12 protein-coding genes and 1 tRNA gene are annotated in these 12,608 nt (G+C 60.8%); 8 read left to right on the forward strand and 5 right to left on the reverse strand.

Going from position 1 to position 12,608, the window contains the following annotated elements:
* Positions 1–7: 7 nt before the first annotated feature.
* The 6 genes from fdxH (at position 8) to M0D64_RS37915 (ending at position 6,210) form a co-directional block, all read left to right on the forward strand.
* Entirely contained in the window at positions 8–940 is a 933-nt protein-coding gene (gene fdxH, locus M0D64_RS37890; RefSeq protein ID WP_097394619.1) for a formate dehydrogenase subunit beta, read from the forward strand.
* The gene (locus M0D64_RS37895; protein ID WP_266242513.1) at positions 927–1,592 is read left to right on the forward strand and encodes a formate dehydrogenase subunit gamma; all 666 of its coding nucleotides are present in this window, start codon (positions 927–929) and stop codon (positions 1,590–1,592) included. Before fdxH ends, M0D64_RS37895 begins: the two co-directional genes overlap by 14 nt.
* Positions 1,593–1,701: 109 nt before the next feature.
* Positions 1,702–2,700 (forward strand): formate dehydrogenase accessory protein FdhE, encoded by a 999-nt coding sequence (gene fdhE / locus M0D64_RS37900; RefSeq protein ID WP_266242515.1) that lies wholly within the window; start codon positions 1,702–1,704, stop codon positions 2,698–2,700.
* A gap of 16 nt (positions 2,701–2,716) precedes the next feature.
* The gene (gene selA / locus M0D64_RS37905; protein WP_266242517.1) at positions 2,717–4,147 is read left to right on the forward strand and encodes an L-seryl-tRNA(Sec) selenium transferase; all 1,431 of its coding nucleotides are present in this window, start codon (positions 2,717–2,719) and stop codon (positions 4,145–4,147) included.
* Positions 4,144–6,060: a selenocysteine-specific translation elongation factor gene (gene selB / locus M0D64_RS37910; protein WP_266261439.1), complete on the forward strand. Its 1,917-nt coding sequence runs from the start codon at positions 4,144–4,146 to the stop codon at positions 6,058–6,060. Before selA ends, selB begins: the two co-directional genes overlap by 4 nt.
* Positions 6,061–6,117: 57 nt before the next feature.
* A tRNA-Sec gene (locus M0D64_RS37915) sits at positions 6,118–6,210 on the forward strand.
* A gap of 35 nt (positions 6,211–6,245) precedes the next feature.
* Here the strand turns inward: M0D64_RS37915 and M0D64_RS37920 are convergent.
* The 5 genes from M0D64_RS37920 to M0D64_RS37940 form a co-directional block, all read right to left on the reverse strand.
* Positions 6,246–6,635: a DsbA family protein gene (locus M0D64_RS37920; RefSeq protein ID WP_266261440.1), complete on the reverse strand. Its 390-nt coding sequence runs from the start codon at positions 6,633–6,635 to the stop codon at positions 6,246–6,248.
* Between the two features lie 66 nt (positions 6,636–6,701).
* Positions 6,702–7,262 (reverse strand): alpha/beta hydrolase, encoded by a 561-nt coding sequence (locus tag M0D64_RS37925; protein ID WP_266242524.1) that lies wholly within the window; start codon positions 7,260–7,262, stop codon positions 6,702–6,704.
* Positions 7,263–7,549: 287 nt separating this feature from the next.
* Entirely contained in the window at positions 7,550–8,530 is a 981-nt protein-coding gene (locus M0D64_RS37930; RefSeq protein WP_266261441.1) for a quinone oxidoreductase, read from the reverse strand.
* A 286-nt stretch (positions 8,531–8,816) separates the two neighbouring features.
* Complete coding sequence (locus M0D64_RS37935; protein WP_266242528.1) at positions 8,817–9,875, reverse strand: 3-keto-5-aminohexanoate cleavage protein; 1,059 nt, start codon at positions 9,873–9,875, stop codon at positions 8,817–8,819.
* A gap of 358 nt (positions 9,876–10,233) precedes the next feature.
* On the reverse strand, positions 10,234–10,506 hold the full coding sequence (locus M0D64_RS37940; RefSeq protein ID WP_266242530.1) for a hypothetical protein: 273 nt from the start codon (positions 10,504–10,506) through the stop codon (positions 10,234–10,236).
* 497 nt (positions 10,507–11,003) lie between these two features.
* Between M0D64_RS37940 and M0D64_RS37945 the strand changes: the two genes are divergently transcribed.
* Together M0D64_RS37945 and M0D64_RS37950 are read left to right on the forward strand one after the other, a co-directional pair.
* A complete protein-coding gene (locus M0D64_RS37945) occupies positions 11,004–12,125 on the forward strand; it encodes a porin (protein WP_266242532.1) in 1,122 nt (373 codons plus the stop codon).
* A gap of 28 nt (positions 12,126–12,153) precedes the next feature.
* Positions 12,154–12,537 (forward strand): BON domain-containing protein, encoded by a 384-nt coding sequence (locus tag M0D64_RS37950; protein ID WP_266261442.1) that lies wholly within the window; start codon positions 12,154–12,156, stop codon positions 12,535–12,537.
* Positions 12,538–12,608 lie beyond the last annotated feature (71 nt).

Here is a 12,608-nt window from a genome sequence, read left to right on the forward strand (position 1 = left end):
AAAAGAGATGGCACTGCAATCACTGGATATCAAACGCCTCTCGGCCACGACCTTGCCTGAACCGCAAGTGCGTGAGCCGGTGACGGGCACGGTCGCCAAGCTCATCGACGTATCGAAGTGCATTGGCTGCAAGGCGTGTCAGACGGCCTGCATGGAGTGGAACGATCTGCGCGACGAGATCGGCACGACAACCGGCATCTATGACAACCCGCGCGATCTGTCTGAGCATTCGTGGACCGTCATGCGGTTCTCGGAGTACGAGAACACCGAAGGCGATCTCGAGTGGCTGATCCGCAAGGACGGCTGCATGCACTGCGAAGATCCTGGCTGTCTGAAGGCCTGCCCTTCGCCGGGCGCGATCGTGCAGTACACGAACGGTATCGTGGATTTTCACGAGGAAAACTGCATCGGCTGCGGCTATTGCATCACCGGTTGCCCGTTCAACGTGCCGCGCATTTCGAAGAAGGACAACCGTGCGTACAAGTGCACGCTGTGTTCGGATCGCGTGGCTGTCGGTCAGGAGCCGGCGTGCGTGAAGACCTGCCCGACCGGCGCGATCATGTTCGGCACCAAGGAGGACATGAAGCAGCAGGCGGCGGATCGGATTGTCGATCTGAAGGAGCGCGGTTTCCAGAACGCCGGTTTGTACGATCCTGCCGGCGTGGGCGGCACGCATGTGATGTATGTGCTGCACCACGCCGACAAAGCCAACCTGTATCACGGTTTGCCGCAGAATCCGAAGATCAGCGCGATGGTTTACCTATGGAAAGGTCTGGCGAAACCGCTGGCGCTGGCAGGGATCGCGTTTGCTGCAGTGGCAGGGTTCTTCCACTACACCCGTGTCGGTCCGAACGAGGTGACGGAGGCGGAAGAAGCCGAAGCACAGCACGAAGCTGATGAAGCACGCCGTTCGCGGGAGGCATCCGATGAAGCACGCTGACAATCACGAGCACGTTGTGCTGAAAGACGTGAAGGGCAACAGCCTGATCCAGCGCTACACGCCGAATGAACGGACGAATCACTGGATCACCGCCATCACGTTCGTTCTGCTGGCGCTGTCCGGCCTCGCCATGTTCCATCCGGCGATGTCGTGGCTGTACGCGATCTTCGGCGGCGGCCAATGGACGCGGATTTTGCATCCGTTTGTCGGTTGCGTGATGTTCCTGTCGTTCCTGATTCTTGCGTTGCGCTTCTGGCATCACAATTATCTGGACAAAGCCGACATCCAGTGGATGAGGCAGATCGACGACGTGCTCAACAATCGTGAGGAAAAGCTCCCTGCGATCGGAAAGTACAACGCCGGTCAAAAGCTGCTATTTTTCACTATGGTGATTTGCCTGCTGCTGTTGCTGGCGAGCGGCATTGTGATCTGGCGGCGCTATTTCTCGTTCTATTTCCCGATCGAGATCATCCGCCTCGCGGCGCTGGTTCATGCTGCGGCTGCGTTCGTGTTGATCGTCGGCATCGTCGTGCATATTTATGCGGCGTTGTGGATCAAGGGCTCGATCGGCGCGATGACGCGCGGGACTGTGACCTACGGCTGGGCGAGAAAGCATCATCCGAACTGGTTCAAGGAAATCATCGGCAAGTAGGATCGGAAATACGCGTGGCGCAATTTGCCACGCACCCCGAGCCGCCGCCCCTGTTCGACAAACTGCGGCGGCTCTTCAGTTTTCAGCGCAGTTTTCAGAGGTCGATACTTTGGTTCAACGCATTCTTGAGGCCGGCGATATCGAATCGCTCGATCACACGGCGATTCCCCGCATCCGTACGCCGGAACGGCTGGCGGTGTTTTCGGCGCGCGCCGCGCGGCTGCGTCAATTGGCGGCGCTCAGCAATCCGATCGCCGGCTATTTGCGTCTGATGGCCGTGCTGGCGGACGCGCAGCAAGCCGTGATTACCGGCTTCAAGGCGAAACCGCCCAGCGCCGAGTTGATCGCGAGTGCGCAGCAGCATTCCATGCCGCTGATTCCGGCGCTCTCCGGCGTGCGCGATCCCGCGTGGCACGGGGTTTTGCTTCAATTGCTCGACAAGGTGCAAGCTGCCGGTTCACTCACACCGCCGCTCGAAGCGCTCCTCGCCAGACTGCGAATACTCGATAAAGTCACTCTCGAAGCCCAGGCCGACGCGATTTTCGCGCAGCGCTTCGAGGAAGTCGATCCGGCGAGCGCGCCGTTCATCATGGCCGCGCTGCAAGTCGTATGGACCGACCTCGCTGCCGACATCGACAAGCGCGAGGTGCCGTACATCGAGACGTTAGGCCTGTGTCCGGTGTGCGGATCGCATCCGGTGGCTAGCATGGTGCGCGTGGGCGGTGCGTATGACAATTACCGTTACCTGCAATGCGGCCTGTGTGCGACGGAGTGGCACATGGTCCGCGCGAAATGCTCTAACTGCGATTCGACCAAAGGCATTGCCTATCACGCAGTCGGCTCGCAGGACGCCGATGAGGCCACGCGAGAAGCCGATTCGAAGAATGCATCCTTGAAGGCGGAGTCGTGCGACGAATGCCATACTTACCGGAAGATCGGCATTCAGTCGAAGGACTACGATTTCGAACCGTTCGCGGATGATCTCGCCAGTCTCACGCTGGACCTGCTGATGGGAGCGGAAGGTTATCGGCGCGCGTCGCCGCATCCGTGGCTCTGGCCGGAACAGGCCGATCCTGCGGCTGATGATTCTTCCGGCGAATCCGACTGAGAAAGAGGATTGCTTCGTGAGCGATGTAACCGGCTCTGAATTGCGGGCGCTGATGGCGCGCGTGCCGTCGGTGGAAAAGGTGATGGCGTCTGCCGAGTTTGCGGCGTTGCTGACGGAGTTCGGCCGTACGCAGGTGTTGGGCGCCCTGCGTCACGCACTCGACACCTGGCGCGCCAGCGCGCAGTCCGGCGATGCGTCGGTGAGCGCGCTCGATATCGCGCAACTGCGGGCCTCCGTCGAAGCCACGCTGCGCCGGCGCAACGCGGCCCGCTTGCGCAGCGTCTTCAATCTGACTGGCACCGTGCTGCATACCAATCTCGGCCGCGCATTGCTGCCTGACGAAGCGGTGCAAGCCGTCATGAAAGCGCTCACGCAACCGGCCAACCTCGAGTTCGATCTCGGCACCGGCAAGCGCGGTGATCGCGACGATCTGATCGACGAACTCATCTGCGAACTGACAGGAGCCGAAGCGGCGACCGTGGTCAACAACAATGCCGCGGCTGTGTTGCTCACGTTGTCCGCGCTGGCGTCGAAGAAAGAAGTGATCGTGTCGCGTGGCGAGCTGGTTGAAATCGGCGGCGCGTTTCGCATTCCCGACATCATGAGCCGCGCGGGCGCCAGGCTGCGCGAAGTCGGTACCACCAACCGCACGCATCTGAAGGACTACGACGAAGCCATCGGTCCGCAAACCGCGCTGCTGATGAAAGTCCACACGAGCAATTACGCGATCAGCGGATTCACCAAAGAGGTCGGGGTCGACGCCATCGCGCCGCTCGCCCACGCACGCGGTCTTGCCGTTGCGGTGGACCTCGGCAGCGGCACGCTGGTCGATCTGGCTCAATGGGGTTTGCCGCGTGAGACGACCGTGCGCGAAACCATCGAAGCCGGCGCCGATCTTGTCACGTTCAGCGGCGACAAACTGCTTGGCGGCCCGCAGGCGGGGTTGATCGTCGGCCGGCGTGATCTGATCGCAAAGATCAAGAAGCATCCCCTCAAACGCGCGCTGCGGGTCGGCAAACTGACGCTCGCGGCATTGGAGCCTGTGCTGCAGATGTATCGTGCGCCGGAAAAACTCGCTGAGCGGCTGACTACGCTGCGTTTGCTCACGCGACCGAGCGACGACATCCAGCTTACCGCGCAGCGGGTGCAGCCTGTGTTGCAGCGTGTGGCCGGAGAGCGCTATGTCGTGGAGACCGAGCCCATGTTCAGTCAGATCGGCAGCGGTGCATTGCCTGTCGATGTGCTGCCGAGCTACGGCCTCGTGATCAGGACCGCCGACGGCAAGCGCGGCGGCCGTCAATTGCTCGCGCTCGAGAAGCGCTTGCGCGAGATGGCGCGGCCGGTCATCGGCCGGATCGCGGACGATGCATTGCGTCTCGATCTGCGCTGTCTCGAAGCCGCCGATGAAGCGCAGTTGATCGAGCAACTGAAGGACATGCAGGCATGATCGTAGGTACGGCCGGGCATATCGATCACGGCAAGACGAGTCTGGTGAGAGCGCTGTCGGGCGTCGACACGGATCGACTCAAGGAAGAAAAGGCGCGCGGCATTTCGATCGAACTGGGCTATGCGTACGTGCCGCTCGACAACGGCGACGTGCTCGGTCTGATCGATGTGCCGGGCCACGAAAAGCTCGTCCATACGATGACCGCGGGAGCAAGCGGGATTGATTTCGCGTTGCTCGTGATCGCCGCCGATGATGGCGTCATGCCGCAAACGCGCGAACATCTGGCGATTGTGGAACTGCTCGGCATCAAGCGCGGCGCGATAGCGCTGACCAAGATAGATCGCGTTGATGCTGAGCGGCTGCAGGCAGTGCGTGACGAGGTGACAGCGTTTCTGAGCGGCAGCGTGCTGCAGGACGCTCCCGTGTTCGATACCTGCGCGACGCGTGAAGATGACCTTGGCGTGGCCGCGTTGAAAGCACATTTGCACGCGGCGGCAGTAGCGTGGCGCATGAGGCGCGACGACGGTCTGTTCCGTCTCGCGGTCGACCGGGTCTTCACGCTCGCGGGCCAGGGCACGATCGTGACCGGGACCGTTGTGTCGGGACGCGTAGCGGTCGGTGACACGATGCTGCTCGCGCCGAAAAATCAACCGGTGCGCGTACGTAGCATTCATGCGCAGAATCGTCCGGCCGAGACTGGAAGGGCAGGTGAGCGCTGTGCGTTGAATCTGGCGGGCATCGAGAAGAGCGCAATCGATCGCGGCGACTGGATCGTCGATCCGCGGCTGTGGCAGGCGTCTGAACGCATCGACGTCATGCTCACGCTACTCGCTGATGCACCGTTGACGCTGGAGCACTGGGCGCCGCTGCATGTGCATCTGGGCACGCAGCATCAGGTGGCGCATGTCGCGTTGCTCGATGGGGAGACGCTCGGCGCAGGTCAGCGGGCGCGTGTGCAGCTTGTGTTCGAACGGCCGGTGTGTGCGCTTCCCGGCGACCGCTTTGTCGTGCGCAATGCCCAGGCTAATCGCACGGTTGGGGGCGGTCATGTGCTCGATCCGTTTGCGCCTTCGCGTAAGCGTCGCTCGGCAGAGCGGCTGGCGTGGCTCGATGCGATTCAGGTCATGCTCGACACCGGCGCGCTGGATTCGCTTCTGACAAGGGCGCCGCATGGATTGTCTCGTTCGTTGCTGGAACGACTGACGGGTATGCAGGCGGCCGTGCTCGCGTTGCCATCTGACACGCGCGTTGTGGAACTCCCCGGCGGTAATGACGCGTTGTTGATCGCCTATGCTTCGTGGCGTGCCTTGTATGCGCGGCTGATTGCGGCACTAAAGCAGTACCACGAACGCTCGCCGGATGAACTCGGCCCGGATGTATCGCGCTTACGGCGGATCGCAGCGCCGCTCGTCGAAGATGCATTGTGGCGCGCGCTAGTCGACGATGCGGCGGCGCGCGGCGAGATCGTCAGACGCGGGCCGTGGTTGCATCTGCCTGACCACGCGGTGACACTCGACGACGCCGATCGCGCGCTCGCTGCAGCACTGCTGCCGGCGCTGAAAGACGGGCGTTTCGATCCGCCCTGGGTGCGTGATCTGGCTAACGCGCATGGGGTATCCGAAGACCGCGTGCGGCAGTTACTGCGCAAGCTCGCGCGACAGGGTGAGCTTTTTCAGGTTGTGCGCGACCTCTTTTATCACCATGAGGTGATTCGTGAACTGGCTTTGATTGCGGGTTCCGAAGCGCAAAAAAATGCGGGTACTGTAGCGGCCGCGCCGTTTCGCGATGTCACTGGTCTTGGCCGAAAGCGTGCGATCCAGCTTTTGGAATTCTTCGACCGGGTTGGATATACTCGCTTCCACCGTGGCGTGCATCTGATGCGCACGGATAGTCGTTGGCTCGATCTGATTTGATTCAGTGTTTGAGTTGCAGGGCGTGGTTCAGGTAGTTCAAGTAGTTCAATCACCGTAGGAAGGCATTCGCATCCGGTGGTGCGGCTGGACTTCAAATCCAGTTGAGGGCGTCAGACGCTCTCAGGTCGGTTCGACTCCGGCTGCCTTCCGCCCGAATGGCTCCCAAGCGTTCTGACAGGCTGCGTCTATGCCAACAGTCGATGGGCTGCCGCCGTGTTCGGAAGCAACGGATTTTGATCGAAGGAGAACGTAATGCCGGCTGGGCGCCCCGCCTGCTGCAACTGCGCCCGTCGCGCCGCGACCGCCTTGGAACCGCCAAGACGGGCAAGGTAGAAAACCCGATAGGGTTCGCCTGCGGGAGGCGTGTTGGGCAATAGCTGAGCCGAGCGCCATACCACCCTTAGCTCGATCTCCGGCCTCAATTCGGTCAAACGTTTCATGGCGGCACGCAAATGCCGCGTGCCAATCAGGCAACACGGGCAGATGAAATCGAGGAAAGCCTCGATCTCCAGAAAAGGTCTGTTGCGATCGGCTACGTGCCCCCTCGTTGTTTGCCGAGGTTCAGCGACATTCACAGTGCACGCCATTCTCTCTTACTCACACGCCATGACGTGAATGTTTTGACTGGTCACGTCCGCTCCTCAACTCAGTTCTCCGATGAATTCCACAGCGCGTGGCCACTCACCGTACCCCGAGGCGGAATTGAGATGGCCGACAGCGCCGACGTCAACCAAACGGCTGCCCCACGCGCTCGCCAGTCGTGTGACCGCTTCGATCCGCGCGAGGGGATCGTTCGTGCTGGCCGCCACGATGCTCGGAAACGGTAGCCGGGTTCGTGGCGTGGGCAGCCAGCCGTTCTGACGCAACACCTCCAGCGTCGGATAGCCGTCCGGCAGCGACGTTTCGAAATCCGGCGGCGCCGCGAGCAGCGCGCCCTTGATTTCGCGCTGATGATGTTGCGCCCAGTGCACAGTGGTCATCACCCCGGCACTGTGCGACACGAGCACCACGGGACCGGTGATGCTGGCGAGAGCCTGATCGAGCGCCTCGATCCTTGCCGCGCAGCTCAGCTTGTCGTGTTCCAGCGGCGGTACCACGCGCGCATTGGGCAGTTTGCGTGCAAGAATCGTTTGCCAGTGATCCTCGACGTGGTCCCGTAGGCCGGGAACGATCAATATGGTTGGTGGCGAATAAGGTGTCATTGCTGGGGTTCGTGAAAAATATCAATGGGATATGGGCTGGTCGCGCACTCCACCGGTGCGGCGCAGGTTTTTCACAGCGCGGATCGGCAACGCCAGGGCCGTCACTCCCACCGCTCGCAAGATCGCGGCGCTCTTCTGCATCACGTTGCGCTACAGCATGGAATATGTGGATTGCGGCACCGCGTACTACGAAGAGTGCTACCGGCAGCGGGTCTTGAACAACCTGACCCGATGTGCCGAATCACTGCGCTACGTTTTGCAGGCCAAACAGCCTGACACACTCACACTCAAATCACGAAGATGGACGAGCCCGTGGTTTTTCGAGCCTCCAGATCCTGATGTGCCCGCACCGCGTCCTCCAAGGCATACCGCTGATTGATCTCGATGCGGATGCGGCCTGCAGCCACATGGCTGAATAACTCATCGACCAGTTCTGCCTTTTCGGCCGGATCGGCGATGTAGTCGGCGAGACCCGAGCGGGTCAGGTACAGCGAGCCCTTGCGGGCCAGAATTTGCGGATCGAACGGCGGGATTTTGCCGGAAGCGGTGCCGACGCAGACCATCAGGCCGCGGCGCTTGAGGGAGTCTAGCGAGGACATGAAGGTGTCCTTGCCCACACTGTCGAAGACCACGGACACGCCCACTCCGTTGGTGAGTTCCCGCACGCGCTTGGCCACATCCTCATGACTGTAGTTGATCGTGTGATCACAGCCATGGGCGCGCGCCACCTCGGCCTTGGCGTCAGTAGAAACCGTGCCGATCACCGTCAGACCGAGCAATTTGGCCCACTGCGAAACGATCAGGCCAACACCGCCTGCTGCGGCATGCAGCAGCACGGCGTCGCCCGCCTTGAAAGGGTAGATTCGGCGCACCAGGTAGGCGGCGGACAAGCCCCGCATGGTCATGGCCGCCGCAGCTTCGCAACTGATGGGCTCCGGCAGCTTGATCAGCAGCGCGGCAGAAATCAGCCGCTCAGTGCTGTAGGCGCCCAGCGTGTTGATGAAGCCCGTGTAGGTCACACGGTCGCCGACCGCCAGATGGGTCACGCCGGCACCAATGGCCTCGACCACGCCGGCTGCCTCGTTGCCGAGTCCGCTGGGGAGCGGAACTGCGTAGGTACCTCCGCGGAAGTAGGTGTCGGCAAAGTTAAGACCCACTGCCACGTGACGGACGCGCACCTCTCCCGGTCCGGGCTCTCCAACGTCAAAGTCCTCAAAACGAAGGACCTCGGGACCGCCGGTTTCGTAGAATTTAACGACTTTCGCCATGTTGTCTCCTGTCGACCAGGGTTGGCGCATTAGCTGTCGACCGGAGTTCACGCTTTAGCGTGTTACTCCGGTCCTATGCAAAGCACTTACTCTGGTCCCATGCAAGCTGGTTGCTGTTATGTATCGACTTCCGCAGTTCGCCTGCGGCTCGCTAGCCCTTACTTCAACCCCGATCTCGCCAAAAAACTTCGGTCGATGTGGGTGAACTTCAACTTCAGTTTGAGTCCGCCTCTAGAAAATGCTGGGCGACTCATACACCACATGATGTCAATTTCCCGCAGAGGCTTCAGGTCGGCTTGCGCAGGAATCCCTGGTTGCCACCGTTACGATTGGGCGCGAAGCCATTTGCCTGAAGCGTCTCTTCCGCCGTGTCATAGAAGACCCCAATCTTCATGATCTCCCGTGCCTGTTTCGCCGTCGCTATGGGGCGACCAAATTCGCCGGAGATACGCACCAATTGCTTAATCTGCTCGACGGAGCTCATCTTGCCCGTGCGGGTCTGATTCCATAGCACGTCCTCGATGCCGCACCGCACATGCAGGCCCAAGGCAATGCCTATCATATTCACGGGCAGCACATTTAGCACCGAACTCTCCACCGTGACCACCGCGCCGTCGGGCGCAGCACGCAGGAAGTTGGCCAGGTTGTAGATGTTCGCTTGATCCATGCCGCCGCTGATAGCCACCCAGTTCATCACGAGTGGTCCCTTGTAGATGCCGCGGCGAATCATCCGCTCAATCGTTTCAAAGCTGTTGATGTTGTAGCACTGAAACTCACTTTGAATTCCGGCGGCTGTCAGGCGTCGGATGTGCTCTTCGGCCCAACTGGGATTCGAGGGCACGATCATGTCCTTGTAGGTCGCATAGAGGTGCGGGAATCCCCGTGAAACCCCCTTGAAGTCGTCTATACCGGCATGCTCTGTCACATTCATCTGCGTAGTGTTGACGGTGACAGTCACCTGGTCTGGCTTCGGATCGAGTTCGGCTAGCATATGCCGTGTGTCATCGCTTAGCCATTGGGCGGCTTGGCCCTCGGATTCAGGCGCGAAGCTGATGGAGCCGCCCACCTGGATGACCATTTCCGGCACGCGGGCGCGCACCCCGGCGATCAGTTCATTGAACATGGACAGGCGCTTGCTGCCCTTGCCATCGGGTTCACGCACATGCAGATGCAGCACGGTGGCGCCGGCTTCGTAGCAATCCACCGCCTTCTGGATCTGCTCCTCCATTGTGACGGGGATATCTTCGGGGAAGTCTGAGGGAATCCAGCCCGGCGCATAGGGAGCGGCTGTGATGATCAGGGGCTGCTGGTTCTCAGGATACAGGTGGCCGTCAAGGAAGTTCATGATGGATCTCCAAGTTGAAATGTGAATATTGAGAATGTCGAACTGGATGAGAAAGCTTTAGATCCCCATCTTCTTTAAGCGGTTGTTGTCTGAGTGTCTGAGGCGACCGGTGAATCATCTGGCCTGGCGCCACTTCCTGCTTTACATTGCATGCCTTGCACTTGACTTTTCATGACAGTAATCCGCTGACGCAGGCGCGCCGGATCATCGACTACCGCATCCACGATCACCGACGGAGACGGCAGGACAAAACGGGATCAAGTGCACAACATGCAGGCCGATTGGGTTCATTGTCAGCGCCTGTCTTTCATCGATGTCCTGATGAACCCTCGGCATGCCGCGCGATCGTGACTGCTGTTCATCGCTTTCCACCGGAATTGTGTAGTTCAGGCATAGCGATGGAGTCGTCGTTCAGTTCGAGGCTCCGGTTGTCATGACCACGATCCCGAGGCGTGATGTCATGGTGGGGCGGCATCACAATGCCGGTCATGCACACATAGCAAAGCGCTTCATGAGTCATTGGAGTGAGATTCCCCCTCGGGACAAACTCCGACGCAATCCGCGCCGCAATCCGTCGAGCGGCATGAGTTTTGTTCACCAATATCTTCGCAATCGGCAGCGTCGACAGCATTGGAATCTCTCCGTTCTTTGACTTCACATCGGCCGCAGCAGTGCTAGGCCACTGTGATCCGCAGTGTATCTCCTAAAACAAATAATGTCGACAAAAATAAGGAGGCGGAATTTGTCGCTGGGTGTGGCAGACGCCTGTTGACTCCGGCGGCGCGAATCTGGGGTTCCGAGCGCGGTCGCTTGTCGCGAAGCCATATACCGTTCTGCCTGCTAGGTCGACTCAGTATAAGTATTAATGTCGACATCAAAAATTTTAGAGGATGATCGGTATTGTCAGTGTTCCGTCGGCAAACAGGGCCGTTGCAGGAAGGCCCCGGAATCGTCGGGTGATCGTCAAGTCACGCACCCCGTCCAAAATAGCGGGAGGATCTTTCGCTACAAGGAACTGCGCATGCGCCAATTGCGACGGAAGTGGGGGCGACGCCGCCGCGCCATTCGGGAACAGTCAGATATCCGGCCGGGCTCGCTCGGTCATCATAAAAAGCAGAGGAAACGTCAATGAAACTGAAGTGGAGCGGAGTAGCGGTACTGGCGGTGTTCGCTAGCGCGTCGCATGCGCAATCGTCGGTCACGTTGTACGGCGCAATCGATTCGGGCGTTTTCTATCAGAGCACGGCGGCGTCGTCGTTCGCGCCGACCGCCCGCAACAACGGGCACGTGTACGGCATCAAGGACGGCAGCCTCTATGGGAGTTTCTGGGGAATCAAGGGGGCCGAGGACATCGGCGGTGGCTACAAGGTCAACTTCAGGCTGCAGGGCGTGTTCAACAGCAGCAACGGCAAGCTCGGGTTGGCCGATACGACGGGCGGTACCGCGATATTCAACCAGCAGTCGACGGTCGGCCTCTCCGGACCGTTCGGCACGTTCGACGCCGGGCGGCAGTACACGCCGATGATCTACGCGATGGCCGATACCGACGTCCGCGCGGCGCAGTACTTCGGCAGCATCCTGGGCGCATGGCTCGGGCTGAACCAGGCCGCCGGCTGGCCCGGGACGAACACGAACGTGCCGATCGGCGCGCTGTACGACAGCAACGCGCTCGTCTACCAGACGCCGAAGTTCTACGGCGCATCGGTCGCGCTCGAGTACGCGCCGGGCGGCGTGCCGGGCCAGATTCAGGGCGGCACGCGCGAATCGGCGGTGCTCAGGTATTCTAACTACGGCCTCAATCTGTCCGCCGTCTACTACAACGCACACGACACGAACCTCTCGGCGGCCGCGCCGACCGGGCTCGACAACAACCGCTTCTACTATTTCGGCGCGAAGTACACGTTCCGCGGCGCATCGGTGTCGGCGTCGTACGGGATCGGCAAGAATCCGTCGAAGACGAGCCTCGCGGACTACGAAATGATTTCGGGCGGCCTCGGCTATCAGTTCACCCCGTTCTTCAAAATCACGTCCGGCTTCTACTACCTGAAGGACCGCAACAACTCGGCGAACCATTCGAGTGAATACGCGGTGGGCGCGGAATACAGCCTGTCGAAGCGCACAATCGTCTCTGCGCAGGTCGGGTACGTCGCGAACCGCGGGACGATGAACCAGACGATCATGTACGGCCAGATCGTCGCGCCGGGCGTGTCGACCACAGCTGCGATGATCGGCCTGCGCCACAGCTTCTGATGAATTGAAATCGAAACGGAGAACAACGATGAAAACGATGAATGGACTCAGGGTGGCGCTCGGCGTTGCGATTGCGGCGGTGTCGATCAGTGCGTGGGCGCAGGACGGCGCGTCGGCGGGGGCATCGGCTGGCACGGCTAGCGCCGCGGTCACCGCGTCCGACGGCATGACGGCCAAAGCCGCGCGGCAGGCGAATCGCGCGCTGCGGCGCAAGGTGTACGCGGCGCTCGCGAAGCACAAGGAGATCGACGCGGGCGACATCAGCATCACGGCGAAAGGCGGCGCGGTGCTGATTACTGGCACGGTTCCGGACGCATCGCAGATCAATACCGTAGCCGAGGTCGCGAAGGGGGTCGCGGGTGTGACGTCGGTGACCAGCAAGCTCACGGTGCAGCGGCCGTTCGGCCAGTAGTGCGGTGCGACGGCCGATCCCGGCATGTGATGGAGTCCGTCGCCCTTTACTGATACTCAGGCTGGCCAGCC

Source organism: Paraburkholderia sp. WS6, assembly GCF_030464835.1.
Taxonomy (GTDB): domain Bacteria; phylum Pseudomonadota; class Gammaproteobacteria; order Burkholderiales; family Burkholderiaceae; genus Paraburkholderia; species Paraburkholderia madseniana.

What these genes read in the sequence shown, in the direction of transcription:
- M0D64_RS37945 (WP_266242532.1), top strand. Translation starts at nt 11,004, where the DNA reads ATGAAACTGAAGTGGAGCGGAGTAGCGGTACTGGCGGTGTTCGCTAGC.
- M0D64_RS37925 (WP_266242524.1), bottom strand. Translation starts at nt 7,262, where the DNA reads ATGACACCTTATTCGCCACCAACCATATTGATCGTTCCCGGCCTACGG.
- selB (WP_266261439.1), top strand. Translation starts at nt 4,144, where the DNA reads ATGATCGTAGGTACGGCCGGGCATATCGATCACGGCAAGACGAGTCTG.
- M0D64_RS37930 (WP_266261441.1), bottom strand. Translation starts at nt 8,530, where the DNA reads ATGGCGAAAGTCGTTAAATTCTACGAAACCGGCGGTCCCGAGGTCCTT.
- M0D64_RS37950 (WP_266261442.1), top strand. Translation starts at nt 12,154, where the DNA reads ATGAAAACGATGAATGGACTCAGGGTGGCGCTCGGCGTTGCGATTGCG.
- M0D64_RS37895 (WP_266242513.1), top strand. Translation starts at nt 927, where the DNA reads ATGAAGCACGCTGACAATCACGAGCACGTTGTGCTGAAAGACGTGAAG.
- M0D64_RS37935 (WP_266242528.1), bottom strand. Translation starts at nt 9,875, where the DNA reads ATGAACTTCCTTGACGGCCACCTGTATCCTGAGAACCAGCAGCCCCTG.
- M0D64_RS37940 (WP_266242530.1), bottom strand. Translation starts at nt 10,506, where the DNA reads ATGCTGTCGACGCTGCCGATTGCGAAGATATTGGTGAACAAAACTCAT.
- fdxH (WP_097394619.1), top strand. Translation starts at nt 8, where the DNA reads ATGGCACTGCAATCACTGGATATCAAACGCCTCTCGGCCACGACCTTG.